The following is a 25772-nucleotide window of genomic DNA, read 5'->3' on the forward strand; positions in this document are numbered from 1 at the left end:
TTCCGTACTCCGTGCGAGCGCATCCGCCTGCCACGGAATCGGGAACCTCGCACTAGAGCGCCCGCCCCTCGCACCGTGCGAGGTCAGCCGGCCGTTGCCGCGCCGTCCCACCACCGCAGGACCCGCGTCCCCATCAGGGTGAGCCACTTCGAGCGTTCGCCCGCCGGGACGTCGACCTCGAACCACTGCCGCCCTGGTGCACGTTCACCTTGGGTCCAGGTGCCGTCGGCGTTGCGAGCCGCCCGGACGAGCTCGATCGCCTCGGCAGCACGTGGGTCCGGCGGGGTCCCGTCCTGCAACCCGGCCGCCCGCAGGTGATCGGTCGCCCGAAGCGCGGTGTAGATCCATCGCGACGGGTACGCGAAACGGTGCACCCAGGAGCCGACGAGCTCGCCGTCGGACTTCCGGTACAGCAGCCGCCGTTCGAGCAGGTACTCGGCTCCGCGGTGTCGGGCGGCGCGGAGCTCCGTGGCGCGCGGGTGCGATCCCTCGGACAGCTGCTCGTGCTGCAGCAGCCCGTCGAGCACGTTGAGGGTCGAGTGGAACGACGACACGGTGGACCCTTCGACCCACTCGCAGTTCCAGCCACCGTCGGCGAGCTGGTGCTCGAGGATCCACTCGGCGATGTCATCCACGTCAGCACCGAGCCAGGTGCCGTTGGCGAGCGTGAAGGCGTTGATGCAGCAGTCCACTTCGCCGCCCCAGTACGGCAGGTCGTCGTAGTCCCACCGACTGTTCTCGGCGAGGCGCACGGCGGTGTCCCCGAGCACAGCGGCGTCGAGCCCCCAGTCGCGCAGCGTGTTGAGCGACCAGGTCGTCGCCGTGTAGGGCTGTCCGGCGGCCTGGGCCTCGGGACCGTCGGGGTCGAAGTCGGCGGGGAAGTACGAGCCGCCAGCCCACTGTCCGTCCGGGTCCTGGTGAGCGAGGAGCGCTGCGCCGAACCCCTCGGTCGCGACCCGGGCACGGGTGGCCTGCCACGTCGCGGCGGGGGCGTCGACGAGGTCCCGCTCGACCTGCCAGCGCAGTGCCGGGTCGGAGGCGACGAGCCAGTCGACCACCGTGTCGTCCGTCATGGCGGGGAGACTACTCGCTGCTGCGCGCCCGGGGCGGCGATCGCGCGAGGGGAGGCGCCCGGTGCGAGGTTGTTCACCCCGTGCGGCGGAACAACCTCGCACCGTGTGACCGACCTCGTACCGACCGACCTCGCACCGACCAACAGACCGCGCGCCCCACCACCCGGGCGACGTCCATCAGAAGTACGTGATGCCGTGCGGCGTCCGCGGCGGCAGCAGCATCGCGCGGAACAGCTCCACCGACGCTGGGTCCGCAGCGCGGACGAGCCCCGCGGCTGCCAACGTGACGGGGGATACCGAGCCGATCAGCAGCGCACCGAGCTCCGCGACGTCGAGCTGGACGTCAGACCCGGCCACGTCGACGTCGTCGGTGATGCGCGTGACGGTGCCACGGGCCTCCTGGACGTCGAGGCGGTACGTACCGGTGGTGAAGCCGAGCGCGTCGGTGACCCCGAGTGTCAGCGACCCGTCGACGGCGAACGGCCGCGAGGCCAGCACCGCGGGCACGTCGAGCACGCGCAGCCAGACGTGGTCCTCTTCGTGGTCGACGTCGTACGCACGGTTGTCGCCGAGCGCCGCGACGATGGGGTCGTCGAGGCGGGAGCGGTTGTACTTCACGACGTCGTTGAGGTCGACCGAGAGCAGGAACTCCCACAGGGCGGTGTAGGCCTGGTCGTCCGCGTAGACCAGGTCGACGATCTCGAGCGCGGTGTCGGAGCCGCGGTCCTCCTTGACGCGCCAGGTCACGTAGCCGTCGATCTCGTCGGAGCCGTCGGGACGGTGCACCGCCGCGCGGACGTCCTTCGCCTTCTGCCCGTCGTGGCCGAGCAGGCCGAACGCGATCGGCCAGGTTCCGGTGTTGCGGACCATCGAGCCGGGGGTGCGGACGTGGAACCGGTCGAAGACCGCCTTGCCCGGGCCGTCGGCCAGCCACTGCGGCGTGACGACCGACACCGTGCCGGAGGTCGGGGCGAGCAGGGGGAGCGCGCGCTCGCGGCGGACGTGCACGGCACGCTCGCGGATGGCGCAGCCGAAGCCGAAGCGGCGGTAGATGGTGCCCTCGGACGCCGTCAGCGACGCGACGGCGTAGCCCTCGGCGACCCCGCGCTCGAGCGCGTGCGTCATCATCCGGCGCAGGATGCCGCGGCGACGCTCGGTCGGGCGGACGGTGACCGCGGAGATCGCCTGCGTGTCGACGGAGGACCCGTCGCCCCAGCTCAGCGCCTTGCGGAACCACGTGAAGGTGCCGGCCGGCCACGTCTCGTCGACGGACCCCGGGAACGGCTCGCGCACGTAGACCCCGAGGAACGTCTCCTCGTCGGCGATGAAGTGCGACGCCATGCGGGCTGCGCCCTCGGCGTCGGGGTCGGCTTCGTGGAAGCCCATCCCGACGGCCTGCATCCACGCTGCCGTCTCGGCGTTCGGTGCCCCCTTGTCGTCCGTCCCGGGCGCGAACTCGCGCAGCTCGTAGCGGTCGTCGAATGCCTCGTTGCTCACGTTCCGACACTATCGGGACCGGGTGACGTCGCGACAGGCGCGTGGTCGGTCCGGTCGGACTGGAGGCCCGGAACGCGTCCGGCGGACGGGCTGCGGGGTGCGGGTGGCCGGTTCGGGTGCCGGGTTCGGGTGCCGCGGACGCTCGGTGCGGGATGCAGGGCGGGCCGCACGGTGCTGAGTTCGTGGGTCGGGGCGGTGGAGGTGGCTCGGTGCGGGGTCGTGGCGGGGCACGGGGCGGGCAAGTTCGCACGGGTCGGGAGATCCGGCACGGTGCGGTCGTGCGGCTCTGGGCACGAGCTCGCACCGGGAGCGGGAACGCGCACGGAGTCGCCGCCGCTGCACCGTGCGCATGCTCGAGGAACCGGCACGAATGACGAACCCGGCACGGTGCGGCTCCGTGGTCGCGTCCTTGGGGCTCACCCGGAGCCGCACGGTGCGGGGTTCGTGGGTCGGGGCGGCGGAGGTGGCTGGGTGCGGGATCGTGGCGGGGCACGGGGCGGGCAAGTTCGCACGGGTCGGGTGACCCGGCACCGCACGACGAACCCCGCACCGTGCGATTCCGTGGCCGCTGGCCGCCTCAGTCGGTCGCGCCCCGAGGGGGATCGACGAGCAGCCCGACGCGGTCGTCCAGGTAGTCGGCGAGGGGGACTGCGGCGCCGGCGGTCGGGGACCACCGAACCGACGGCACGTCGTCGATGACGACGAGTACGCCCTCGGCGCCGACGAGGGAGTCGTCGACGGGGATCGGGACGGCTCCGTGGTTCACCGTGTCACCGGCGCCGAAGTGCCCCTTCGCGGCGGCGGCTCGGTAGGCGCGGCGGACCTCGGCGGAGACCGACTGGTACTGCGACCGACCGGGTTCGGTGACGCGGGTGATCGACCCGGTGGCCCAGACACGGCCGGCGGTCTCGGGGGACGACCCGATCAGGAGTGCTCCGACCCGCCACACCCGGCCGAGGGGTCGCATCGTCGGGTCACGACGGATCCCGAGGACCGCCTTCGGCTGCACGTACTCGCCGAGTGCTTCGTCCGGGACGTCCGCGTCGCGGAGCCGTCGTGCCGCTGCGTCGAGGAGCTCCCGCGCCCGCTGCACTCCGTCCGTCACGTCCACCGAGCCTAGACCGGGTGGTGGTCGTGTTCTCGGTGGTGGTCCGCTCGACGTGGTGCGCTGCGCTGCGGCGTCCGTGGCTGGTGCCGGCGCGGCTCGTGCCAGCGCGGCGACGACGTGCGGCGCTCACGAAGCCCGCGGTCATCATCACCGCCCCGTACGTCAGGAGCACGCCGGCGACCGCGGGGATGAGCCAGCTCCGCGACCCGTTGACGACCTGGTTGACGATGCCGATCTCCGGCACGGAGTACCAGACCACGCCACGGATCTGCACGGCGGTGACCGGTGCCGGGTCGGCCTCGGCGTTGTTGTCGCCCTTGAGCACGAAGGTCCGCTCACCGTCCGACGACGACGACACCGAGACCACGCGGTGGCTGACGACCGCGGGCTGGCCGGACACGATCTGGTAGGTCACGACGTCGCCGACCCGGATGTCGTCGATCGGGGTCGGACGGACCACGAGCAGCGTCCCCGGGGGCAGGGTCGGCTCCATCGACTGCGTCAGGACGGTGAGCGGCATCGCGCCCGTGGCCTTCGGCACGACGATCAGCACGACCGCCAGGGCCGCGACGAGCAGCAGGAGTCCGGTACTGAGACCGAGCACGACGGCGTGGACGACGGCGCGCCAGCCGGAGCGCGGGGTGGGGGTGCTCATGCGCCGCATCGGATCGCCGCCCCGTTGTCCTGCGTGAAGAGCGTGACCTTGCCGGTGCCCGCGACGGTGCTCGTGGGGTTGCCGGCGCTGTCGAGCACCTTGACGGTGACGGTCAGCGTGCCAGCGGTGCCGGCGCTCGCGGGGACGTCCGGCGGGGCGATCGTGATGAACGCGGAGTAGTCCTGCGCCTTCTGCCCGACCGGGGTCGAGCCGACGAACGCGCCGTACCAGGTGTCCATCGGCCGGTTCGCGGCGTCCCACCGGATCTCGACGTACCAACCGCCGTGGTCGGTGCAGACCAGCGAGGGAGTGGTGTCGACGGTCGCCGCCGGGGTGGTCAGGGTGAAGCCGCCGGCGACGACGCCCGAGGTCCAGGTGCCGCTCGTGACGGTGAGGTTGACGTTCACCTTGGCGGTCGAGCCGGCCGGGGCCGATGACTGCAGGGTGCTGCGGGTGCACCAGACGGCGGAGGCGCCGGCGGCCAGCTTCGCGCTCATGCTCGGCAGGGACGCCCAGGTGCCGGTGACGGACCCGGTGCCGACGGCCGTGCTCGTGGTGCAGCCCGCGGTCGAGGCGACCGGCCAGGCGACGACGGTGACGGCCTTGGCGAGCGCGGTCGAGCTGCCGGACACGACGGAGACCGTGGTGGTGGCGGTGCCGGCGAGGGTGCCCGAGTCGGTCAACGTGATCGGCTTCGTCGTCGAGGTGACGCTCGACGAGAACGCCGTAGTGAGGGCGCTCGTGCCGCTGATGGACGCCGCGACCGTGCCGACCGTGGTGCTCGCCGCGGTGGTGCCCGACGCGCTCCACAGTGCCCACGCGGCGCTCGAGGTGCCACCGACGAACACGGCGGTGAGGAGCACGGCGACGAGGAGCCGGAGGCGGCGGTTCATGCGGAGACCTGCGTTCCGGTGACGGTGAGGGTGAAGTCGGTGGTGGCGCCGGCGACGGTCTGCGGGGCGTCGGCGTCGAGGGCCATCTCGAGGCACGCGATCCCGCTGACGCCGGCCGGCAGGGTGAATGCCCCGGTACCGGTGTCGAAGGTGGCGACCCGACCGCTCGTACCGGTGAGCCCGGGCACGCACTTCGCGGCCGAGGACACCATCGCGAGGTGGAGCGTCAGTTCACCGGTCGCCGCCGCGACGGAGGAATTCGAGGCCGTCGTCGTGACGCGCATCGACAGGGGGATCGACCCGGTGTTCCGCACCGTGAAGGTGCCCGTGGTGCTCGTGCCCGGCCCGAGGACCGCGGTGTTCATCGCCGTGGTGCTGCCGACGGTGACGGTCGCCGTGGCGGAGCGCACCGTGGTGCTGGCCGTGCTGGCGGTCCCGTTCCAGAGTGCGTACGTGCCGCCGGCGCCGAGGAGTGCTGTTCCGACCGCGACGACCAGGGCGATCGCGACCGGCCACACCCAGCGGTACCGTCGGGCTGCGCGGTGGCGTCCCGTCGTCCGCGGTGTGGCGGTCATGTGCGTGCTCCTGGTCGTCGTGGTCGGTGGGGTGCGATCGGGGGATCAGGAACCGATCGCGGTCTGGGTCAGCGTGAAGGCCAGCGCGCTGAGGTTGATCGAGCCGCCCTGACCGGTGGTCGCCGACGAGGGGAGCGTCACCGTGAAGACGACCTTGACGGTCGACGTGGACGAGGACGGCGAGACCACGAAGGTGTTCGTGTTCGACGAGGACTGCACGACCGAGGCGCTCGTCGACGTGACGGCCAGCGTCTTCGTCGTGGCGGCGAGCAGCGCGGCGTCACCGGTGATGCTCTGGTTGGCGTAGGTCAGGTTCGCCTTGAGGTCCTGGCCGGTCGCGCCGATGTTCAGCGTCTGCGTGAACTGGAACGTGTTGCCCGGGACAATCAGGGCCTTCGTCGGGTCGATCGCGGTGGAACGACCGTTCGTGATGTCCGTCCACGCGCCGTCGTTGTTGGCGCTCAGCGTCAGGGTGCCGGCGCTCACGGCGGACGCGGCGCTCGAGGCGCTGGCGTTCCAGAGGGCGAACGTGCCCGCACCGCCGAGGAGGAGTGCGACGCCTGCTGCGCCGGCGATGGCACCGGTGACGATCTTGTGCATGGGGTGGTTCCGTTCCTGCGTGCTCGGGGCACGCTGAAGCCCACCGGGGACATTCGGGCGTCGTGTCCGGTGGGGAGGTTGTCATCGACCCAGTGGTTGGAGGGGGTCGCGGCTGACCGGTGCCGAGAACGGTCGCCGGGCCTCGGAGCGCATGTGCTGCTGCTCGGGCGGGCTGGACTCGATCTGGCGTCGACGTTACCTGTCCCCCAAAGTGCCGACAAGCGAGAACGAGCGTTCACCCGGACCCCAGAACAGGGGTCATTTTTGTCCCCGCTAGGGAGGACATGGTTTGTACCCCGGTTTCTGGGTGTGCGCTTCGTGTCCGCAGAGCGATCACAGAAGGAATGCCGGTACGCACGGCGTCGTTGCACCGTCCGGAAACGAGGAGGGCCCATGGACATCGTGCGCTGGTTGTTCGACGCGCAGATCGTCATCGGCGACCAGACGGTGCTCTGGCGCGAGGTGATCGGCAACGTCTTCGGGCTGCTCAGTGCCCTCGGTGGCATGCGCCGGAAGGTCTGGGCCTGGCCGGTCGGACTGGTCGGCAACGCCCTGCTCTTCACCGTCTTCATGGGTGCGCTCTTCGACACCCCGAACCCCGTCAACCTGCTCGGGCAGGCTGGCCGCCAGGTCATGTTCATCATCGTGAGCATCTACGGCTGGTACCGGTGGACGCACCGCCCCGAGGACGCGACGACCGTGATCGAGCCGCGCTGGGCCTCCTCGCAGACCCGTCTGCTGCTCGTCGTCGGCATGGTCGGCGGCACCGCCCTGCTGACCCCCGTCTTCCGCGCGCTCGGGTCGTACGAGCCGGTGTGGAGCGACGCGTGGATCTTCGTCGGATCGCTGCTCGCCACCTACGGCATGGCGAAGGGGTGGGTCGAGTTCTGGCTCATCTGGGTGGCGGTCGACCTGGTCGGCGTGCCGCTGCTGTTCTCCGCCGGGTACTACGCCTCCGGGTTGATGTACGTCTTCTACGGCGTCTTCACCCTGACCGGGTTCTTCGTGTGGATGCGCCAGCGGGTCCGGCCTCCGGCGGCGCCCGTCACCGTCGGCTGACCGCTGTGATCACGACGCGCTGACGCGGCCCGGAGCACGGCCCCCGCTCTGGGACGAGACAAACGGCCCGGAATGCGCTGCAATGGTCGGATGGAACCCCTGCACGGCGAACGCGTCGAGGACGACGAGTCCCTCGCAGAGCGCACGGTGCGCGCGGCCATCCGTGCCTACCGGCTGCACCCGTTCGACACCGTCGACGCGGCTGTCGTCGCCGAGGTGGCCGGTATCCCGCTCGAGACCGTCGAGCGGCTGTTCCCGACCTGGCACGCCCTGCTCCTGGTCACCTACGACCGGTGGGCGCAGCTGCGGGGGACCCGGCGGAAGAACCCGCCGACGTGCACGATCGAGCACGTCCGCCTGACCCTGGCCGAGGACGTCGCCGACCCCGGGCTCGTCCGGGTGCTCGCGGGGCTGATCACCGTGGCCAGCTCGGAGTCCGGGTTCGCCGAACTGTTCCGCAAGCGGTTCGAGGAGTACGCCGAGCAGCTGACCGTCGGGCTGCAGCGCGACTTCGACAAGGGCTCGGAAGAGGCCGGCATCCCCGCGTACCAGGCTGCGACCCAGCTGCTCTCGGTCTACGAGGGGCTGCAGATCCAGATGCTGGTCCGCCCGCACATCGACGTCCTGGTCGAGTTCGACCGCGCGGCGAACACCCTGCGCCAGGGATGGAAGCGGCACGCCGTCCCGTCGTGGGACCTCGACGAGGCACCCGTCCGCGTCTGAGCGCAACGGCAAGCTCTCCGGCTTGGAAAGTGCTTGCCAAACTGGAAAGTCCTTGCAACACTGGTGTCAACGAGAGGGGACACTATGGAGGACACCACCGCACGACCCGGACCCGCCGAGGCGGCCCGACTGCTCGACCAGGCGGACCGGATCGGCCGACGTGCGCACGACGCCGTCCGCTGGCCGTACGTCACGTTCATCACCGCGCTCGGCGTCGCGACGTCGCTCGGCACGCTCGGCATGGGGCTCACGACCGGGGACGCGTTCGCCGCCGTCTACGTCGGCACCCTCGTGGCCCTGTTCGCCCTGGTGGTGTTCTTCATGGTGAGCATCCGCGGCCGCTCGGCCTTCGCCCGGAGCCGCCGCTGGACCGTCTACATCGCCAGCTGGGCGGTCACCTACCTGGCGGCGATCGCCGTGGTCGGGTGGGTGCACGGCTCGGTGCTCTGGTCGGGCATCACCTCGGGGCTGGTACTGCTGGTCGCCCTGGTGTGCGCGGCGCGCGAGGCCCGCTCGTGAGCACCACCGACCGGGTGCACCCGCGGCACGAGCTCGACGACCTGCTGCAGCACCCCGTGCGCTTCTCGGTGATCGCCGCCCTGACCCGTGCCGGCACCCTGGGGTTCCGCGAGGTGCGGGACGCGGTCGAGGTCAGCGACTCGGTGCTGAGCAAGCAGGTCTCCGCGCTCGAGGCGGCCGGCTACGTGTCGGTGGGGAAGGGGTTCGTGGGCAAGACACCCCGCACGTCGATCACCCTGACGGCGTCGGGTCGGGCCGTCTGGGCCGCCCACCTGGACGCGCTCCGCCGCATCGCCGCCGGCTGATCGGTGGGGATCAGCCCCGCCGCCCCCGCCGCCACGACAGCATCTGCCGCACCGTCACCTTCGACCCGTACTGCGCGACCGAGTGCCGGAACAGGTACTCCGCGAACCACAGCAGCAGCCCGGCGACGACGAACACCTCGACGATGCAGACCACCGACTCTGTCACGGTCAAGGCCCCGACGGCGTTCCGCACCATCGCGGTGATCGGGGTGAAGGTCGGGAAGTACGTGAAGAACTGCGCGACGGGCGACGTCGGCGTCGTCATCACGAAGAACGCCGCGTACAGGGGGATGATCAGCGCGAAGATCGCTGCCGACTGCAGGGCCGAGGCGTCCTTGATCGACGGGACGGCAGCCCCGACGGCGACGAACAGCCCGGACGCCAGCAGCACCCCGCCGACGAGCAGCAGCGCCCCGGTCACCATCCGCCACGGGTCGACCGTCAGCCCACCGAGCTGCGACGACACCAGCGGCAACGCGACGAGCAGCCCGACCAGGCCGGGCACGACGAACACGCTGACCTGCACGAAGCCGACGAGCAGCATCGCGATGACCTTGCCGCGGATCAGGTCGCCCGCGGTCACCGTGGTCAGGATCATCTCGGAGATCCGGTTCTCCTTCTCCTCGACCACGACGGTGACCATCCGGGCAGCGAGCAGGATGACGAGCCCGAAGAACGCGGCGACGAACAGGAACGGCGGCACGACGGACAGCCAGCCCGGGGCAACCCGGCCGTCCGCGTAGGTGGTGACGTCGGTGGCGGGCGGACTGCGGAGCAGCTGCACGGTCTCGGGGTCGTCGACCGAGGCGGCGACGCTCTGCTCGAGCACCCGCTCGGCCAGCGACGAGTAGACCCCGTTCGCGAAGAGTCCGCGGTCGGCGGCGTCGACCCGGATGGCCGTCGTGGACGGCGACGACGGGAACGCGATGAAGGCATCGAGGTCACCGGACCGGACGGCGGCGCGGTCGGCTGCGGCGTCGGTGGAGGGGGTCCCGCCCCACTTCGCGGCCACCGACTCCGACACCAGGCCGGACTCGTCGACGTAGTGGAACGGGGTTTTCGTGGCCGACGACCCGGACACCACGGAGTTGGTGCCGGCTGCCTGCCCGATGCCCACGAGCAGCGAGACGACCACGATGACGACCGGCAGCGCGAGGGTGCCGATCCAGAACGCGGGCTTCTTGACCGCGCGGACGAACTCGAACCGGACGACCGTGCCGAGGTTGCTCATGCCGCTGCCCCGTCGGTCGACGCCGCAGCCAGGGCATCGTGCCCGTAGACCTGCACGAAGATCTCGTCGAGCGGGATCCGGCGCATCTCGAACGCGGTGACGTGCACCCCGGCCGCGACCAGTTTTGCCAGGACGTCCGCACCGTCCGGAGCGGCGGCCTGGGTCGGGACCAGGTACGCGACGTGCCCCTCGTGACGGGCGAGCCGGTACAGCGGTGACTTCGGTACGGGGCCGTCGAGCCCGACGCGGGCGACGGCGCCGCCGAAGGCGTCCTGCACGTCGGGCACGGATCCGTACGCGGCGGCCCGCCCGTCCTTGAGCAGCAGGATGCGGTCGCAGAGCCGCTCGACCTCGTCCATGTGGTGCGTCACGAGGACCACGGTCGCCCCGTCGGCCTTCCGTTCGTCGACCAGGTCGAGCAGGAGCCGCCGGTTCACGGGGTCGAGCCCCTTGGTCGGTTCGTCGAGGATGAGCAGCCGCGGCTGGTCCATGATCGTGATGCCGAGCTGCACCTTCTGCTGCTGCCCGCCGGACAGCTTGTCGACGCGCAGCTTCGCGCGGTCGGCGAGCCCCACCCGGGCCAGGTAGTCCATGCTCCACGCGGTCGCCTCGGCACCGCGGAGTCCGCGCAGGCGCCCGAAGTAGGTCATCACGTCGATGACGGACTCCTTGCGGTACAGCCCGCGCTCCTCGGGCAGGTAGCCGATGCCGCCGGTGGCCGGTCGGTAGGGACGGCCGTCGATCGTCAGCGTGCCCGCCGTCGGGGTGGTGATGCCGAGCAGGGCCCGGATCGTCGTGGTCTTGCCGGAGCCGTTGCTGCCGAGCAGCCCGAACGTCTCCCCGGGGGCGACGTCGAACGACAGCCCGTCGACCACGTTGCGGTCCCCGAACCGCATCACGAAGTCCTGCACGCTGATGCTCGCCCCGCTCATGCGGCGACCCTACCGGGACTTCCTTCCCAGAACGGCCGCGATGGGATGCGAGAACGGGCGTACCTGGTCGGAACTCTCGACCCGGTACGCCCGTTTCCGGCAGGTACGCCCGCTTCCGCCGGGCACGCCGGGTGCGCCGGGTTCCGCGGGCAGACGCGGGAGACGACGGACGGGAGGCGCGGTGCCAGCTGGCACCGCGCCTCCCGTCCGTCGTCCGGTCGCGCCCAGGGCGCGGGTCGCGTCAGGAACGCAACCAGGCCGTCCCCACGCCCGACAGGGCGCCGTCGACCACGGGGGCCGAGGCGAGCAGCAGCTCGCCGGCCGGCAGCGCGAAGGGCTCGTCGCCGAAGACCGTCACGCTCGTCCAGCCGTTCGGCCGACGGAACGCGAGCACGTCGTCGCGGCCGGTCTCGATCCACTCGAGCTGTTCCTCGGACTGCAGCTGGCCACGCAGACCGAGCGCCTTCCGGTACAGGTTCAGGGTGGAGTCGGGGTCGGCGTCCTCGGCCTCGACGCTGGAGTCGGCGAACCACGCCGGCTGCGGCAGGTGCGAGCCGTCCGGACCGAAGCCGAACGACGAGCCGGTGCGCGTCCACGGGATCGGCACGCGGCAGCCGTCACGACCGACGTCGACGCCCGGGTTGCGGAAGAACGCCGGGTCCTGGCGGTCGGCGTCCGGGATGTCGCCGACCTCGTGCAGGCCGAGCTCCTCGCCCTGGTACAGGTAGGCAGAGCCGGGCAGGGCGAGCTCGAGCAGCGTCGCGGCCTGTGCGCGACGGAGGCCGAGCGACCGGTCGAGCGCGTCCTGCGAACCACCGGCGAGCAGCCAGGCGCTGCCCTGCTTGTCGGTGCCACCGGCGCGGGGCGGCAGGGCGTAGCGGGTGGCGTGCCGGACGACGTCGTGGTTCGAGAACACCCACGTGGTCGACGAGCCGGACTGCTCGGCGAGCCCGAGGTTGAACTCGATGATCGTGCGGAACTGGCCGGCGTCGAAGTCGGCCTCGAGCAGGTCGAAGTTGAACGCCTGACCGAGCCCCTCGGCGCTGGCGTAGCGGGCGCGGCGGTGGGCGGGGACCCAGGCCTCGGCGACCGCGGTGCGGGCCGGCGTGTACTCGTTGAAGACCGTCCGCCACTCGGCGTAGATCTCGTGCACGTCGTCGCGGTCCCAGAGCGGGTGCGTGCCGTCCTTCGGCATCTCGGCGAGCTCGGCCCAGGTGGGCAGGGTCTCGCCCAGGTCCTTCGCCAGGCCGTGGGCCACGTCGATGCGGAACCCGTCGACCCCGCGGTCGGACCAGAAGCGCAGGGTGCGCAGGAAGTCGTCGCGGACCTCGCGGTTCGCCCAGTTCAGGTCGGGCTGCTCCTTCGCGAAGCTGTGCAGGTACCACTGACCGTCGCCGACGGCGGTCCAGGCCGGGCCACCGAAGATCGAGATCCAGTCGGCGGGGGCGTTCTCGCCGGACGGCCCCGTGCCGTCGCGGAACACGTAGCGGTCGCGGGCTGGGGAGCCCTTGGGCGCTGCGAGTGCCTCACGGAACCACTCGTGCCGGTCGCTCGTGTGGTTCGGGACGACGTCGACGATCACCCGGATGCCGGCGGCGTGCAGTGCCTCGACCATCCGGTCGAAGTCGTCGAGGGTGCCGAGGCGCGGGTCGACGCCCCGGTAGTCGTCGACGTCGTAGCCGCCGTCGGCCAGGGCGGACGGGTAGAAGGGGCTGAGCCAGACGGCCTCGATGCCGAGTGAGGCCAGGTACGGCACCCGGTCGGTGATGCCGGGCAGGTCGCCGATGCCGTCGCCGTTCGCGTCGGCGAACGAGCGGGGGTAGATCTGGTAGACGCTGGCCTGGCGCCACCAGGTCTCGTCGTGCGAGGTGGCGGCGGGCTGGGTGAGGGTGTCGGTCACGTCGGGCCTTTCGTTCGAGGGGTGTGTGTCGGTCACTTGATGGCACCCTGCGTCACGCCGGCCATCACCCACCGCTGGGTGACGAGGTAGACGATGATCGCCGGGGCCATCGCCATCAGGTACGAGGCGAACGACACGTTGTAGTTGTTGCTGAACTGCGTCTGGAACATCTGCTGCAGCACCGGCAGGGTCTGCAGCGCCGGGTCGGAGGTGATCAGCGACGGCATCACGAAGTCGTTCCAGGACGCGAGGAACGCGAAGATGCCGACGGTGGCGCTCATCGGTGCCAGCAGCGGGAACACGAGTCGCCAGAACACCTGCCCCGTGCTCGCACCGTCGATGCGTGCACTCTCCTCCAGTTCCGCCGGGATCGACCGCAGGAAGGCGGTGAAGAGCAGCACGCTGAAGGACAGCTGGAACATGACGTGCAGGATCGCGACGCCGAGCGGGTTGTCCAGGTGCGCGAGTCCGGTGAGCTTCACCTGCGACAGTGCGAGCACCGGGAACGGCAGGAACATCGCCGCGAGCAGGTAGAAGAACGACCAGCGGAACAGCCGGCGGTCCCAGTTCCGGGCGATCGCGTAGGCCGTGAACGAGGCGAGCAGGATCGTGCCGACGACGGTGATCGCGGCGACGAACACCGAGACCCCGAACGCCCGTGGGAAGTCGGTCAGCTGCCACGCCTGCACGAAGCCGTCGACACTGAACGGTGCCGGTAGCGAGAACGCGTTGCCGTCGACGGCCTGGCCGGTGGTCTTGAACGCCATCGTCAGGGTGACGTACAGCGGCACGAGCACCGACAGCGCGCACAGCACGAGGACGACGGTGACGGGCCAATTGGAACGACCGCGGCCGGCCTTGCCCGAGCCGGAGGACCGGTCGGCGTCGACGGAACGGATGCTGCCGGTCGCGGTGGTCCCCGGTCGCAGGGGTGCTTGCAGGGACATCAGAGCGCTGCCTTCCCGCGGGTCGCCCGCAGCTGGATCACGGCGATGACGACGGCGATGACGAAGAAGATCGTGGCGTTCGCCATCTGGTAGGCGTAGTCGCCGCCGTTGAAGCCCTTGAAGATCGACATCGCGACACTGGTGGTCGAGGTGCCGGGGCCGCCGTCGGTCAGGCCGACGATGATGTCGTACGAGTTCAGGAAGTTCTTGAACCCGATGACCAGGTTGATCAGGATGTAGCCCGCCGTCAGCGGCGCGGTGATCGAGACGAGCTGCCGCCAGGCGCTGGCACCGTCGAGGGCTGCCGCCTCGTACACCTCGCCGGGGATCGAGAGGACGCCGGCGATGTAGATGAGGAGCGTCGACGGGATCGCCTGCCATGCGGTGACGACCACGATCGCCAGCCAGGCCAGGTCGGGGTTCGCCAGGATGCTCTGCTCGAGCGGCCCGAACCCGATCGCGGTGGCGAAGGCCGGCAGGCTGTTCGCGAACAGGAACGAGAACACGTAGGCGATGACGATGCCCGAGATCACCATCGGCAGCACGAACACCGCACGCAGCGCGATCTTGCCGCGGATCTTCGACGTCAGCGCGATGGCGAGCAGGAACGCGATCGCGTTCACGACGATCACGGTGACGAGCGAGAACCCGAGCGTGAACAGGTACGCCTGCAGGATCGCGGGGTCGGAGAACACCGCGATGTAGTTGGTGAGCCCGGTGAACCGGAACTCGCCGAAGCCGACGGAGTTCGTGAAGCTCAGCACGATGCCCATCACGGCCGGCAGCGTGATGGCGAGCGTGAAGAGCACCAGGGTGGGCAGCAGGAACGCCAGGAAGAGCGGGTCGACGCGGGGCTTGCGTCGTCCGTCCCGTCGTCCGGCCTGGAGGCCCGGTGCGGCCCCGCCACGGCGGCGGCGGTCCGCCGTCGTGATGGATTCGGTGGTCGTGGTTGCCATTCGGACGTCTCCTTACGCGGCCGTGCGGAGCGCGAGACGCGCCCAGTCGGCGTCGAGGGTGCGGAGCTGGCGCTGCGGGTCGCCGCCGAAGGCGATCGACTGCGCGTAGTTCGCGACCGGGATCTCGGCGGGGATGAGCTGCGAGGCGCCGAGGTAGAAGGCTGCGTCGTCGTAGTACGACTGCATGCCACGGAGGGCGGGGTTCGACGCCGGGGGAGCGTCCTTGCGCACCCCGAAGCCGTTGTTGTCCGCGTTGTACTTGTCGTTGACCTGCTTGGTCATCAGGAACGACAGGAACTCGCGGGCGGCCTCCTGCTTGCGCGACGCCTCCGGGATCCAGAGCGCCAGGTCGACGTTCACGCGGACCTTGCGGTCGGCCGGGTCGTCGGTGACGGGGAGCGGGAAGGTGCCGAGGTCCATGTCCTTCGTGGTCTTGGCGATCTCGCCGAGGGCCCACGGCCCCTGCAGGTACATGCCCGCCTTGCCCTGGGCGAAGGCGAGGTTGCCGTCGCCGTACCCGCGGCTCGCGGCGCCGTCCTGGTGCCAGGCGCGGAGCTGCACCATGCGCTCCATCGGCTTCCGCAGGTCGCGCTCGAACGAGACCGCTGACCCCTTGCCGACGTTCGTACCCTCGCGCCGGAGTGCCTCGAAGGTCGCCGGGGTGTCGATCATGCCGCCGATCGAGTAGTCGAACATGCCCTGGGCGATCGTCCAGTTGTCCTTGAACGTGCCGTAGATCGGCGCGATCCCGGCCTTGGTGAGGCGCTCGCACACGTCGGCGAACTCGCTCCACGTCGTCGGGACCTCGAGCCCCTGCTGTGCGAAAAGCGCCTTGTTGTAGATCACCGACGCCGCCGTCACCGAGTACGGCAGGGCGCTCTTCCGGCCGGGGTAGTCGGCGGTCTGCTCCATGAGCGGCCACAGGTCGGGGTTGATGGTGTCGGCCTGCGGCAGGTCGGACAGGTCGGTCAGCGCGCCGTGCTCGACGAACGGGACGACCGAGAAGTTGTAGTTCCAGCAGCCGAGGTCCGGCGGCCGGTTCCGCACGAAGTTCGCGGACATGCTCGAGGTCGAGTCGCGCACGACCCGGACCTTCGACTGGCTCTGGTGGAACTGCGCGATGACGTCGTCGAAGTAGCCGATGACCTCGGGCTTCGACACGTAGAACGTGATGGTCTCCGGCTTGGCGCTCGAGGACCCGATCGGGGCGCATCCGGCGAGCGCGAGGCCCGCCCCGATGCCGCCCGCTCCCAGCAGGAACCCGCGTCGGCTGACCGATGCTGCGCTCCTGGCGGTGGCGTGTGCTTGCACGTCGTCTCCGTCCGTCCGGACCCGGCGTCCCTGCCGTTCCGTCCCGCGAGCGGCTCCGATGCTGCCCGCGGAACTAAATGTAGCGAGAAAATCTAATTCCGCAAGGAACTCCTCGCGCGATAGGGTCACGACATGCCGCCACCCCGTGGAACGAGCGCAGAGACGCTGCTCGCGTACGCCTTCGACTCGTCGGCGTTCACCGCGACCGAGGCGATCGACGCCACCGGCCTGACCCGGTCGACCGTGCTGGGCGCGGCCGAGGAACTCGTGCGGCTCGGCTGGCTCCGCGAGCTCGACGATGCCCGGGCCGCGGGGGAGTACCGGATGGGACGCCCCGCCCGCCGCTACGAGCTCGACACGGTCGCCGGGGTCGTCGTCGGTGTGGACGCCGGCCAGCACCGGGTCACCGCCTTCGTCGCCGACCTGCGCGGCACGGTGCTCGGTCGTGCCGAGGGGTCGCTCGGAGAATCAGGCCTCGACGTGCCCGTTCGACTCGGGGTCCTCGCCGACACCGTGGCCGCCGCCCTCGCCTCGGCCGACGTCGACCGCACCCGGGTCCTGGTCACCGTCGTGGGCATCCCGGCGCCGGTCGACGCCGCCGGGGCCTCGCCCGACGACGGCGGCTTCTGGGTCCGGATGAACCCGGGGTTCGTCGACGCCGTTCCGGACGGGCGGGTGCTCGTCGAGAACGACGCGAACCTCGCCGCGCTCGCCGAGCGGCCGTCCTCGGGTGACGCCTCGTTCGCGGCGCTGCTGTCCGGCGAACGCTTCGGCGCGGGCCTCGTCGTCGACGGGGTCCTGCTGCGCGGTGCCCACGGTGGTGCCGGGGAGATGCGGGTGCTCGAACTCGTCGAGGGTGTCGGCTCCTCCGACGGCATCGGCGCGGTCGCCCGCACCTTCGTGGCCGACGCCGTCGCCGCCGGGCACATCCCCGCGGACGCCGCGCTCGCCGCGGACGCCGCCCTGGTGTTCGCGGCCGCACGGAGCGGTGATCCGGTCGCGCGCACGATCGTCGACCGTCTGGGGGACCGCTTGGCCCGGGTCTGCATCCTGCTCGCGAGCCTGCTCGACATCGACCGCGTGGTGGTCGCCGGCGCGATCGCCCAGCCCGCGGTCGCCGTGATCGACCGCGCGCGCGACCTGCTCGCCAAGGGGCACTTCGACCCGGTGCCCGAACTCGTCGCGTCGTCGCTCGGGGCCGACGTCGTCGTCATCGGGGCCGTGGCCCACGCGGTCGACGCGGTGCGGGCCGACCCGCTGTCGTTCCCGCTGCTCAGCCGGGCAGCGGCACCTCGTGGTTCCGGTCCCACGGTTCCGTCCAGCCGAGTCGGTCGAACAGTGCATCCAGCAGCATCGCGGTGAAGCCCCACACCAGGTGCTCGTCCCCGTCGGCCTCGATGGTGAACGCCGGCCCGCGCCACTCCTGACCACTGCGGCGGATCACGGTCACGCCGCGGTTCGCCGGGTCGAGCAGGTCGGCCACGGGGACCCGGAACACCGCCGCCGACTCGTGCTCGTCGACGACGCGGATCGGTGAGGGGTCGCGCCACCAGCCGATGACGGGCCGGACCAGGTGGTTCGAGAACGCCAGGGGCACGGCCGGCAGGGTGCCGAGCACCTCGACGCCGGCGGGTTCGAGCCCCGTCTCCTCCTGTGCCTCGCGGAGCGCGGCGGCGACGGCGTCCGCGTCACCGGGGTCGATGCGTCCGCCGGGGAACGCGACCTCGCCGGCGTGCGCGCGCAGGGTCGTGGCCCGGGCGAGGAGCAGGACGTCGAGGTCCCGCGGGACGCCGGGCGCTGCCGCCGGTCGGTCACTCGGCGTGTGGTCGAGCGCGCCGAAGAGCATCAGGACCGCGGCCCGACGTGGTGCAGCCGTGCCGCCGGGTTCGACGAGCGGCCCACCGTCACCCCAGCCGTCCGCTGCGACCGCCGCGAGTGCAGCCCGTACCGATCCGTCGTGCGTCACCCGTTCACCCTAGGTGCGCGCCACCGAGAGGCCCGGCGGCGGCACCGCACCGGACGCTTCGCTGGGTGTTGGTCGAGTGGGGTCTGGGAGCCGCACAGGTGGGAACTGTGCGAACCGGAAGCGCCTCGGTGCCCCGTTCGCAGCGGGCCGCCGCCACGATTGCACCGTCCGCCGGGAGGCCCCATGTTCCACGATCTGCTCCGACCCCTGTTCCACGTCGCCGTCGTCACACCGTCCGTGCTCGTCCCGGTGGACGTCGCCGCGGGGCTCCTCACCGTCGCCGCGCTCCTGCCGGCGTTCGGTCGTCACTCCCGGCATCCGGTCCGGGGCCTGCTCTGGCGGCTCGGCGCCGTGGCTGTCGGCGCCGTGATCGGCCTTGTCGCGGTGTGGTGGTTCGGGGACGTGCAGGACCTGTACGGGGTGTCGTTCACCCCGATCACCCGGATGTGGGTGGCCCTTGCGTTCGGCGGTGTCGGGCTCCTCGTCGTGACGGTCGTCCAGGGCGGCTGGCTCCGCCGCGTGCTCGGCGTGCTTGCGGCGGTGGCGGTGGCCCTGGCCGCCGTCCTCGGCGTCAACGTCGACTTCGGGGCGTACCGCACGATCGAGCAGGCCGTGACGACCGATCCGTACCCGTCGGGTCCGCTGGGACACGAGACGGGCGTGGGGCGCGCCTCCAGTCCGGTGGTCGACCCGGCCACCTGGCGGGCGCCCGCCGACATGCCGCGACGCGGGAAGGTGCTCTCGGTCACCATCCCGTCGACCGTCTCCCACTTCCACGCACGACCGGCCGTCGTGTACCTGCCGCCGGCCGCCCTGACCGAGCGACCACCGACCCTGCCGGTCCTCATCAGCCTGGCCGGGCAACCCGGGCAGCCGAGCGACATGTTCCAGGCCGGTCGGCTCGGCGCGGTGATGGACGCGTTCGCCGAGGCCCACCACGGACTCGCCCCGATCGTCGTCGCGCCGGATCAACTCGGAGCACCGGACCGGAACCCGATGTGCGTCGACTCGTCCCTCGGCCGCTCCGCGACGTACATCATGACCGACACCACGAACTGGATCCGGCAGCACCTGCGCGTCGGAGCGTCCCCCTCCGCCTGGGGCATCGTCGGGTTCTCGCAGGGCGCGACGTGCGCCATGCAGTTCTCCACCGCCCACCCCGGCGTGTTCGGCACGACCTTCGCCATCTCGAGCGAGCTGGCACCCCTGAACGGCTCCGTCCAGCACAGCATCCGGTACGGGTTCGGCGGCTCGGCCTCGCGGTACGCCGCAGCGGCACCGCGGGCGATCATGCGTGCGCACGGTCCCTACCCCGGGCACCTGACGGTGTTCGCCTACGGCAGCGACGACGCCCCCTACGTCGCCTCGACCACCGCGCTCCGCACGGCTGCGGAGGCCGCCGGCATGCGGACCCGGCTGTTCGTGTCCGAGGGCTCCGCCCATGACTGGAACACCGTCCGCTACGCCCTGCGCGTCGGGATGCCCGGCGTCATCGCGCACCTGGGCCTGCGGTGAGCGCGGTGGTCGCGGCTCTCGCGTGGGCGCATCCGAGACGGCTCGTGCCGGCAGCTCGTCGGTACCCGCTGACGAGCGTCGTCTCGGCCCTGACGATCGTCGCCGGCATCGCTGCCGTGGTGCTCCGATGCCTCGGCACGAAGGACGGTCGAACGCCCGACACCCTGGGCGGGACGATGGGTCCGCTCGGCGTGGTCGCGGTGACGAGCAGCGTCGTCGGGTTCCTCGTCACCTTCGTCGCCGTCGTGGTCTGCACCGCGGCGTCCGAACGGCTGCTCGGCTGGCGGCGCACCCTGCTCGCGATGGTCGTCACGACCGTGGTGGGGACCGGGCTCGGCGCCCTGCTGCAGCTGTTCGACGGCGCCCCGGCGAACCGCGGCTTCCTCGTGCACCTGGGACACGTCGGCCCCTGGACCTGGATCGTCGGGACCATCGTGACCGCGAGCGCGTTCGCCGGCGCGCTGTGGCGACGCCGGATCCGGGTGGTGTCGATCGCCGTCGTCGCGGCACTGCTGCTCTACGCCGGACACGCGTCCGACCTGCACGCGGCACTCGCTCTGCTCGTCGGCCTGGTGCTCGGCCGCGTGCTGCGACGGTCGCCGGTGCGGAGCGGCTGGACCCGGAGTTCATCACGCGAGACCCGGGTGCTGCTCGTGGCCGCGGTGACCGTGTCGGCCGTCGGACCCGTCCTCGCGCTCGTCACCGGTGCCCAGTTCGGGCTGCTCGCCCCGCTCGCCGTGGTGCTCGACACCGGGCCGACCGGACGGATGCCGCACTGCTCGGTGACCGGGGTGACCGCCAGCTGCGTCCGGGCGCTCGCCGAGGTGCACCCGCACGGCCTGTTCCACTCGCTGCTGGCCGTGATGCCGCTCGTGGTCCTGGCGGTCGGCGCCGTGGGTCTGCGGCGTGGGAGCCGGTTCGCACTGTGGCTCGTCGCGACCGTCGACCTGGTCTCCGGCGTCGCGACCGCCGTCTCGTACGGGGTGCTGCCCGAACGCCACCACGCCGTCGTGCAGCGCCTGGCGTCGGACCACCTCGCGGTCTCGCTCTCGATCGCCGCGTCGGTGCTGGTGCCGATCGCGACCGCCGTGGTGCTCGTCCTGCGCCGCGCGGACTTCCCGGTCCGGACCGACCAGCGACGACTCCGGACCTTCGTCCTGACGGTCGCGGGTTCGGCCGTGGTGCTCGCGGTCGTCGTCGTCGGTGTCGCCGTGGCTTCGGGCGACAGCGTGCGCGAGCCCCTCCACCTGGCGCTCGCCGTGCTCGGCCCGATCGCCCCCGTGACCCTGCCGACGCACCTGGCGCAGGCCGACCCGGCGCTGCGGTTCGTCGTGGGTGTCTCCGGCCCGCTCCTGTGGCTCGCGGTGGCGATCGCCGCGGTCCGGCCGACCGGGGCCGGACGCTCGGACAGCGACCTCGACGGGCAGGACGCCGCTCGGGTGGCCGCTCGGGCCCTGCTGGTCGCGGGCGGTGGTGACACCTTCGGGTGGATGACCACCTGGCCCGGCAACGAGTACTGGTTCACCGAGGACGGCCGCGCCGGTGTCGCCTACCACCGCACCGGGAGCGTCGCCGTGACGACCGGTGGCCCCTTCGGACACGAGGACGCGCGGCTGGCGGCACTCGAGGGCTTCGCACGGGCCGCGGACGACCACGGCTGGACGCCCGTCTTCTACGGCATCGACTCCACCCTCGGCGCTGCACTCGCCCGGCTCGGTTGGACGACCCTTCCCGTGGCCGAGGACGCCGACCTCGACCCGCGCACCTGGACGACGACGGGCAAGCGCAAGCAGGACGTCCGCACGGCCGTCAACAAGGCCGCACGGTCCGGCACCACCGCGCTCTGGTCGGACTGGGCCTCGCTGCCCGGCTCGGTCACCCGCCAGATCGAGGCGATCTCGGAGGAGTGGGTCGCCGAGCGCGAACTGCCCGAGATGGGGTTCACCCTGGGCGGGATCGACGAGATGCGCGACCCCGCCGTCCGGACGCTCGTCGCCCTGAGCGAGGACGGCACCGTCCTCGCCGTCACCAGCTGGCTGCCGGCGTACCGCGCCGGGCAGGTGGTCGGATGGACGCTCGACGTGATGCGCCGCGCCCCGGACGCTCCGAACGGTGTGATGGAGTTCCTGGTCGCGAGTGCAGTCGACCGGATGCGCGCCGACGGTGCCGAGCGGCTCAGCCTGTCCGCCGCCCCGCTCGCCTCGTCGGCCGAGCCGCAGGGGGCCGGGCGGAGCGGCGTCGAATCGGTCCTCGACGTCGTCGGCGGTGCGCTCGAGCCGGTGTACGGGTTCCGCTCCCTGCTGCGCTTCAAGGCGAAGTTCGGTCCAGACCTGCACCCCCTGGTGATGGCGTACCCGGACCCGGTGGCGCTGCCCACGATCGGCGTCGCGATCGTCCGTACCTACTTGCCAGGGTTGTCGCTGCGCCAGGCGGTCGCGATCGTGCGGGAGCGGCGTCCGGCGCACGGGGTCCGGGCCGAGAAGCCGGGTGAACGAGTGGGCTGACCCGGACGGTTCCCCAGCGCCGTCGGTACGTTCGGAGCATGGGAACCGAACGGTCCGACAGACCGGCCGTGGACGAGCACGATCCGTACGAACGCCGCCCCGGTTACGTCACGAGTGCCGACGGCCGGACCGACCGGATGACCACGGACATGTTCGTGGGCATCGCGGTCGGCTTCGTCCTGGTGATGGTCTTCGGGTTCTTCCAGCTCGTCGAGTGGATCGCGATCGGAGCGGCCGTCGTCATCGGCGGGGCGGTCTGGTTGGTCCTGCGCAGCCGGCGACGGCGTGCAGATCGCCGCGCTGGTCGGTCGCCAGACGCCGTCCCGCGTGCTCGGGACCGGGCGATCGCCGAAGCGAACGGCGGTCGCCGGTTCTTCGTCGCCCAGAACCCGGTCGTCGTCATCGTGATGGGGGCGATCTTCATCGGTGTCGCGGTCGCCCCGCTGCTGTTCGGAGGATTCTCCATTGGCCGGATCGTGACCGGGGTCATCGTCGTCGCGAGCGGCGTCGTCTGCATCGTGCAGGGGATCGGCACGCTGCGGGTGCGTCGTCGGGAGCGCAGCGGGGGCTGAACCTGTTCGTGGTGGAGGCCGCTGTCGGTGTCAGGATCCGTCGTTCCACGACATCTCTCAGTGAGCGACCTCTGCTCCGACAGAAGGAGAGACCACCGATGAACACCCGAACCCGCGTCAGCGTCACAGCTTTGGCCGCCTGCGTCATGGTCGCCGCCCTCAGCGGTTGTGCTGCGAGCACCGCGACTCCGCCGCCGTCCGCCACTACGGCGAAGACCGGGGACAAGACCCCGGTGCCGTCCCAGTCTCCGACCGCGACCGACGCCGCGACCCCGGTGAACCAACCTCCGTCGACTCCGTCGTCGTCGCCGTCGCAAGACCCCGGGACGTCGGCGCTCGCGCAGCACATCTACGACGAGTGCAGCAAGGGGGCCGCGGATGCCGGGGTCACCCTGACGTTCACGAACGACCCGTCGGGGTACCCGGGCAGCGACGGGACCTACCAGCTCATCTACCCCTTCACCTTCGACGACGGGCACACCGACCCGTACGCCGTCTACAACTGCACGCTCACCGACGACACGGTCAACTCCTCGTACGTCAGCAGCGGGATGACCGACAGTCACTGACCCCGGTCGGTGACGGCGCAGGCGTCAGGTGACAGCCCCACCCGCCGGTCACGGTGGGAGTTCGCGCGACCAGTAGTCCGCTCGGACCACGAGAAGTTCGCCCTGGACCTCCGACGTCAGATTGACGACGCGGGGATCCCACAGCGTCCCGGGCAGCTTTGCGAACGGCTCGGTGCCCAACGTCGTCGACAGTTCGGACGGGCTCACTCCCGTCGGCGGCTGCACGGACACGACCGACCAGCATCCACCGGATGCGCACTCCTCGTCCTCGTGGACCACCCTGCTTCCCGCAGGCAGGGGGATCGACGACGACGTCGGCACGTCGCCTTCCGTCGCCCCCGCGAACAGCAGTGCGGCGCGCAGACCGATGAACAGGACGGCCGCGGCAGCCAAGACCAGAACGGTCACGACGATCGCTCGTCGGGTGTCCGTCCGGTGCCTGGTCACCTCCGCAGCCTAGGCGGCGGTTCGGGCGGACCACCGGACGTCAAGCCGCCGACACCGTGACCGAGCGGCGTTCCATCAGCCGCCATGATCCGCCGAGCAGCGGCGTGAGCGTCACGACCGTGTACACGACCGCGACGACGGCGAAGGTGGCCTCGACCCCCACACCGTCGGCAGCGAGCCCGGCGAGCAGGCCGCCGACGGGGATGCCCGCCCACGCGCCGGCACCGAGCAGGCCGAACACCCGCGCGCGCATGTGCTCCGGGATCCGCTCGAGCTCGACGGCTCCGAGGATCGGGTTGATCGACCCGGCCGCCAGCCCGGACAGCGCAGCCGAGGCGAGCATCCACGGCAGGCCGAGCCCGAGCGCCGGGACCACCAGGGACGGCCCGCCGGCGAGCACGAAGCACAGGGCGAAGACCAACCGCCGTGGCACGCGGTGCGCCACGTACCCGAAGGCGACGGAGCCGAGGAACGCCGCACCCCCGAAGACACCGGTGACGAGCCCGAGCGCCTGCGCGCCGCCGAGCTGCTGGTCGGCGTAGAGCGGCAGGAGCGTGGTCGAGCGTGCGGCGTCGAGCAGGTTCGTCACGAGCACCAGCGCGACCACGAGCCGGAACAGGGGATCGCGGACGCAGAACCGGAACCCGTCGGCGATGTCGCGCCAGTACCCCTGCGACTCCACGGGCTCGCCGGACGCGACCGGCGCCACCGCACCGCGGACCGTCAGCGCCATGAGCATCGCGGCTGCCCCGAAGGCGATCGCCACGCAGGCGAGACCCGGCATCGGACCGAGGACGGCGACCAGGGTCCCGCCGAGGGGCGCACCGATCAGCACCGACAGCCGTGACGACGCCTCGAAGTGGCCGACGGCACGTTCGAGCGGCACGCCTGCCGCGGTCGCGAGCCCCGGCAGGAGCACCCGTCGGGCGGACTCACCCGGGGTGTCGAACAGCCCGCTGACGAACACGAGCGCGAGGAGCGCCCAGAACGGCAGACCGACGGTCCAGGCGAGCACCGGCATCGCGAGCAGGGTGAGCCCGCTGACGACGTCGGACGCGACACTCGAGCGGACGAAGCCGACCCGCTCCACGATGGCACCGCCGAACGGGCCGCCGAGCACGATCGGCACCGTCGCCATGAACGCGGCGATGCCGACGTCGGTGGCGGAGCCGCCACGCGCGAGGACGGCGAACGGCACGGTGATGGTGGTGATGACGTTCCCGATGCGCGACACCACCTGCACCGCGAGCAGTGCGCGCAGTTGCGCCCGGGGGCTCAGCCGCGAGGCCATCGGTATGCCTGGTTCAGCACGAAGACCTGCTCGGAGCCGTCGCCGGCGTGGTGCTCGGCAGCGACACCAGCCCAGCGGTCCACGACGCCGCGGAGTTCCTCGCCCATGTCCTGGAGCTCGGCTGCCGTCAGGCGGAGCACGCGGTCCGAGCTCGAGGACGCCGACACCCACTCGCGTCCGAACGTCGGCGCGAGGTCGACGAACGCCTCGTAGTTCGCGGCGTACACGCGGGCGACCGCGTGGTCGAGGGTGTTGGTGGCGAGCAACCGCTCCGGGTCGTCGAGCGCATCGGCGAGCTCCCACACGGAGGCGTCGTGCGCGGCTCGCCACCAGCGCTCACGTCGGTCCGTGCCCGCGTCGGGAGCGGGTTCGATGAAGCCCGCGGCGGCGAGTCGGGTGCAGTGGTAGCTGATCGTGCCGGGCGCTTCGTCGATCACCTCGCCGATCGTCGCGGCGGTTTGCGGGCCGTTCGCACGCAACAGGCCGAGGATGCGCAGGCGTGTCGGGTGAGCGAGGGCGCGCATCTGGGCGGGGTCGTCGATCCGTCCTTGGGTCATGGTGCGACCCTATATGCACAAGAAGTCTTGTGGAATTGTTTCGAACAGGCGCAACCGCGGGGCGTCC

General features: G+C 71.4%; 26 protein-coding genes. 9 read left to right on the forward strand and 17 right to left on the reverse strand.

The window, feature by feature from the left end:
- Window positions 1-83 precede the first annotated feature (83 nt).
- From DEJ12_RS10305 to DEJ12_RS10335, 7 genes are all read right to left on the reverse strand, one after another.
- Entirely contained in the window at window positions 84-1073 is a 990-nt protein-coding gene (locus tag DEJ12_RS10305; protein ID WP_111029931.1) for a squalene cyclase, read from the reverse strand.
- Window positions 1074-1250: 177 nt separating this feature from the next.
- Entirely contained in the window at window positions 1251-2570 is a 1320-nt protein-coding gene (locus DEJ12_RS10310; RefSeq protein ID WP_111029932.1) for a GNAT family N-acetyltransferase, read from the reverse strand.
- A 577-nt stretch (window positions 2571-3147) separates the two neighbouring features.
- Entirely contained in the window at window positions 3148-3579 is a 432-nt protein-coding gene (locus tag DEJ12_RS18025; RefSeq protein ID WP_111029933.1) for a hypothetical protein, read from the reverse strand.
- Window positions 3545-4333 (reverse strand): signal peptidase I, encoded by a 789-nt coding sequence (locus DEJ12_RS10320; protein ID WP_258370607.1) that lies wholly within the window; start codon window positions 4331-4333, stop codon window positions 3545-3547. Before DEJ12_RS10320 ends, DEJ12_RS18025 begins: the two co-directional genes overlap by 35 nt.
- On the reverse strand, window positions 4330-5226 hold the full coding sequence (locus DEJ12_RS10325; protein WP_110865287.1) for a hypothetical protein: 897 nt from the start codon (window positions 5224-5226) through the stop codon (window positions 4330-4332). Before DEJ12_RS10325 ends, DEJ12_RS10320 begins: the two co-directional genes overlap by 4 nt.
- Entirely contained in the window at window positions 5223-5801 is a 579-nt protein-coding gene (locus tag DEJ12_RS10330; protein ID WP_111029935.1) for a TasA family protein, read from the reverse strand. Before DEJ12_RS10330 ends, DEJ12_RS10325 begins: the two co-directional genes overlap by 4 nt.
- A 45-nt stretch (window positions 5802-5846) precedes the next feature.
- Window positions 5847-6401, reverse strand: coding sequence for an alternate-type signal peptide domain-containing protein (locus DEJ12_RS10335; RefSeq protein WP_111029936.1), 555 nt, complete (start codon window positions 6399-6401; stop codon window positions 5847-5849).
- Between the two features lie 393 nt (window positions 6402-6794).
- Between DEJ12_RS10335 and pnuC the strand changes: the two genes are divergently transcribed.
- The 4 genes from pnuC to DEJ12_RS10355 all read left to right on the forward strand — a co-directional run bounded on the left by pnuC (window position 6795) and on the right by DEJ12_RS10355 (window position 9007).
- The gene (pnuC, locus tag DEJ12_RS10340; protein WP_111029937.1) at window positions 6795-7460 is read left to right on the forward strand and encodes a nicotinamide riboside transporter PnuC; all 666 of its coding nucleotides are present in this window, start codon (window positions 6795-6797) and stop codon (window positions 7458-7460) included.
- A gap of 90 nt (window positions 7461-7550) precedes the next feature.
- Window positions 7551-8183, forward strand: a complete 633-nt coding sequence (locus DEJ12_RS10345; protein ID WP_071404264.1) for a hypothetical protein — start codon at window positions 7551-7553, stop codon at window positions 8181-8183.
- 84 nt (window positions 8184-8267) lie between these two features.
- Entirely contained in the window at window positions 8268-8702 is a 435-nt protein-coding gene (locus DEJ12_RS10350) for a chemotaxis protein CheY (RefSeq protein ID WP_111029938.1), read from the forward strand.
- Complete coding sequence (locus DEJ12_RS10355) at window positions 8699-9007, forward strand: transcriptional regulator (protein ID WP_111022077.1); 309 nt, start codon at window positions 8699-8701, stop codon at window positions 9005-9007. Before DEJ12_RS10350 ends, DEJ12_RS10355 begins: the two co-directional genes overlap by 4 nt.
- 10 nt (window positions 9008-9017) lie before the next feature.
- On the opposite strand, the gene DEJ12_RS10360 is transcribed toward DEJ12_RS10355, so the two are convergent.
- From DEJ12_RS10360 to DEJ12_RS10385, 6 genes are all read right to left on the reverse strand, one after another.
- A complete protein-coding gene (locus tag DEJ12_RS10360) occupies window positions 9018-10238 on the reverse strand; it encodes an ABC transporter permease (RefSeq protein ID WP_111029939.1) in 1221 nt (406 codons plus the stop codon).
- Window positions 10235-11170 (reverse strand): ABC transporter ATP-binding protein, encoded by a 936-nt coding sequence (locus DEJ12_RS10365; RefSeq protein WP_111029940.1) that lies wholly within the window; start codon window positions 11168-11170, stop codon window positions 10235-10237. The genes DEJ12_RS10360 and DEJ12_RS10365 overlap by 4 nt, the downstream gene beginning before the upstream one ends.
- A 241-nt stretch (window positions 11171-11411) precedes the next feature.
- The gene (locus DEJ12_RS10370) at window positions 11412-13070 is read right to left on the reverse strand and encodes a glycoside hydrolase family 13 protein (RefSeq protein WP_111029941.1); all 1659 of its coding nucleotides are present in this window, start codon (window positions 13068-13070) and stop codon (window positions 11412-11414) included.
- Between the two features lie 32 nt (window positions 13071-13102).
- Window positions 13103-14017, reverse strand: coding sequence for a carbohydrate ABC transporter permease (locus DEJ12_RS10375; RefSeq protein WP_071405176.1), 915 nt, complete (start codon window positions 14015-14017; stop codon window positions 13103-13105).
- The gene (locus DEJ12_RS10380; RefSeq protein ID WP_110865283.1) at window positions 14017-14973 is read right to left on the reverse strand and encodes a carbohydrate ABC transporter permease; all 957 of its coding nucleotides are present in this window, start codon (window positions 14971-14973) and stop codon (window positions 14017-14019) included. Before DEJ12_RS10380 ends, DEJ12_RS10375 begins: the two co-directional genes overlap by 1 nt.
- Window positions 14974-14985: 12 nt before the next feature.
- On the reverse strand, window positions 14986-16284 hold the full coding sequence (locus DEJ12_RS10385) for an ABC transporter substrate-binding protein (RefSeq protein WP_110865282.1): 1299 nt from the start codon (window positions 16282-16284) through the stop codon (window positions 14986-14988).
- A gap of 132 nt (window positions 16285-16416) precedes the next feature.
- Here DEJ12_RS10385 and DEJ12_RS10390 point away from each other — a divergent pair, with 132 nt between their 5' ends.
- The gene (locus DEJ12_RS10390) at window positions 16417-17646 is read left to right on the forward strand and encodes an ROK family protein (RefSeq protein ID WP_111029942.1); all 1230 of its coding nucleotides are present in this window, start codon (window positions 16417-16419) and stop codon (window positions 17644-17646) included.
- On the opposite strand, the gene DEJ12_RS10395 is transcribed toward DEJ12_RS10390, so the two are convergent.
- Window positions 17558-18250, reverse strand: a complete 693-nt coding sequence (locus DEJ12_RS10395) for a CoA pyrophosphatase (RefSeq protein WP_258370608.1) — start codon at window positions 18248-18250, stop codon at window positions 17558-17560. The genes DEJ12_RS10390 and DEJ12_RS10395 overlap by 89 nt on opposite strands.
- Window positions 18251-18433: 183 nt before the next feature.
- On the opposite strand from DEJ12_RS10395, the gene DEJ12_RS10400 reads away from it, so the two are divergent.
- From DEJ12_RS10400 to DEJ12_RS10415, 4 genes are all read left to right on the forward strand, one after another.
- Entirely contained in the window at window positions 18434-19765 is a 1332-nt protein-coding gene (locus DEJ12_RS10400) for an esterase family protein (RefSeq protein ID WP_111029943.1), read from the forward strand.
- Between the two features lie 44 nt (window positions 19766-19809).
- Window positions 19810-22269 carry a bifunctional lysylphosphatidylglycerol flippase/synthetase MprF gene (locus tag DEJ12_RS10405; protein ID WP_111029944.1) on the forward strand — a complete coding sequence of 820 codons (2460 nt, stop codon included), beginning with the start codon at window positions 19810-19812 and terminating at the stop codon, window positions 22267-22269.
- Between the two features lie 38 nt (window positions 22270-22307).
- Complete coding sequence (locus tag DEJ12_RS10410; protein WP_146245593.1) at window positions 22308-22841, forward strand: hypothetical protein; 534 nt, start codon at window positions 22308-22310, stop codon at window positions 22839-22841.
- Between the two features lie 98 nt (window positions 22842-22939).
- Window positions 22940-23410 (forward strand): hypothetical protein, encoded by a 471-nt coding sequence (locus DEJ12_RS10415; protein WP_146245594.1) that lies wholly within the window; start codon window positions 22940-22942, stop codon window positions 23408-23410.
- A gap of 48 nt (window positions 23411-23458) precedes the next feature.
- Here DEJ12_RS10415 and DEJ12_RS10420 read toward each other — a convergent pair whose 3' ends face one another.
- The 3 genes from DEJ12_RS10420 to DEJ12_RS10430 all read right to left on the reverse strand — a co-directional run bounded on the left by DEJ12_RS10420 (window position 23459) and on the right by DEJ12_RS10430 (window position 25705).
- Window positions 23459-23818, reverse strand: a complete 360-nt coding sequence (locus DEJ12_RS10420) for a hypothetical protein (RefSeq protein ID WP_111029947.1) — start codon at window positions 23816-23818, stop codon at window positions 23459-23461.
- A 79-nt stretch (window positions 23819-23897) separates the two neighbouring features.
- The gene (locus DEJ12_RS10425) at window positions 23898-25148 is read right to left on the reverse strand and encodes an MFS transporter (protein ID WP_111029948.1); all 1251 of its coding nucleotides are present in this window, start codon (window positions 25146-25148) and stop codon (window positions 23898-23900) included.
- Window positions 25133-25705 (reverse strand): transcriptional regulator, encoded by a 573-nt coding sequence (locus DEJ12_RS10430; protein ID WP_111029949.1) that lies wholly within the window; start codon window positions 25703-25705, stop codon window positions 25133-25135. The genes DEJ12_RS10425 and DEJ12_RS10430 overlap by 16 nt, the downstream gene beginning before the upstream one ends.
- Window positions 25706-25772 lie beyond the last annotated feature (67 nt).

It is taken from the genome of Curtobacterium sp. MCLR17_059, from assembly GCF_003234665.1.
Classification (GTDB): Bacteria; Actinomycetota; Actinomycetes; order Actinomycetales; family Microbacteriaceae; genus Curtobacterium; species Curtobacterium flaccumfaciens.

What these genes read in the sequence shown, in the direction of transcription:
- pnuC (WP_111029937.1), top strand. Translation starts at nt 6,795, where the DNA reads ATGGACATCGTGCGCTGGTTGTTCGACGCGCAGATCGTCATCGGCGAC.
- DEJ12_RS10380 (WP_110865283.1), bottom strand. Translation starts at nt 14,973, where the DNA reads ATGGCAACCACGACCACCGAATCCATCACGACGGCGGACCGCCGCCGC.
- DEJ12_RS10410 (WP_146245593.1), top strand. Translation starts at nt 22,308, where the DNA reads ATGGGAACCGAACGGTCCGACAGACCGGCCGTGGACGAGCACGATCCG.
- DEJ12_RS10325 (WP_110865287.1), bottom strand. Translation starts at nt 5,226, where the DNA reads ATGAACCGCCGCCTCCGGCTCCTCGTCGCCGTGCTCCTCACCGCCGTG.
- DEJ12_RS10400 (WP_111029943.1), top strand. Translation starts at nt 18,434, where the DNA reads ATGTTCCACGATCTGCTCCGACCCCTGTTCCACGTCGCCGTCGTCACA.
- DEJ12_RS10425 (WP_111029948.1), bottom strand. Translation starts at nt 25,148, where the DNA reads ATGGCCTCGCGGCTGAGCCCCCGGGCGCAACTGCGCGCACTGCTCGCG.
- DEJ12_RS10345 (WP_071404264.1), top strand. Translation starts at nt 7,551, where the DNA reads ATGGAACCCCTGCACGGCGAACGCGTCGAGGACGACGAGTCCCTCGCA.
- DEJ12_RS10350 (WP_111029938.1), top strand. Translation starts at nt 8,268, where the DNA reads ATGGAGGACACCACCGCACGACCCGGACCCGCCGAGGCGGCCCGACTG.
- DEJ12_RS10330 (WP_111029935.1), bottom strand. Translation starts at nt 5,801, where the DNA reads ATGACCGCCACACCGCGGACGACGGGACGCCACCGCGCAGCCCGACGG.
- DEJ12_RS10390 (WP_111029942.1), top strand. Translation starts at nt 16,417, where the DNA reads ATGCCGCCACCCCGTGGAACGAGCGCAGAGACGCTGCTCGCGTACGCC.
- DEJ12_RS10375 (WP_071405176.1), bottom strand. Translation starts at nt 14,017, where the DNA reads ATGTCCCTGCAAGCACCCCTGCGACCGGGGACCACCGCGACCGGCAGC.
- DEJ12_RS10365 (WP_111029940.1), bottom strand. Translation starts at nt 11,170, where the DNA reads ATGAGCGGGGCGAGCATCAGCGTGCAGGACTTCGTGATGCGGTTCGGG.
- DEJ12_RS10430 (WP_111029949.1), bottom strand. Translation starts at nt 25,705, where the DNA reads ATGACCCAAGGACGGATCGACGACCCCGCCCAGATGCGCGCCCTCGCT.
- DEJ12_RS10305 (WP_111029931.1), bottom strand. Translation starts at nt 1,073, where the DNA reads ATGACGGACGACACGGTGGTCGACTGGCTCGTCGCCTCCGACCCGGCA.
- DEJ12_RS10360 (WP_111029939.1), bottom strand. Translation starts at nt 10,238, where the DNA reads ATGAGCAACCTCGGCACGGTCGTCCGGTTCGAGTTCGTCCGCGCGGTC.
- DEJ12_RS10320 (WP_258370607.1), bottom strand. Translation starts at nt 4,333, where the DNA reads ATGAGCACCCCCACCCCGCGCTCCGGCTGGCGCGCCGTCGTCCACGCC.
- DEJ12_RS10335 (WP_111029936.1), bottom strand. Translation starts at nt 6,401, where the DNA reads ATGCACAAGATCGTCACCGGTGCCATCGCCGGCGCAGCAGGCGTCGCA.
- DEJ12_RS10415 (WP_146245594.1), top strand. Translation starts at nt 22,940, where the DNA reads ATGAACACCCGAACCCGCGTCAGCGTCACAGCTTTGGCCGCCTGCGTC.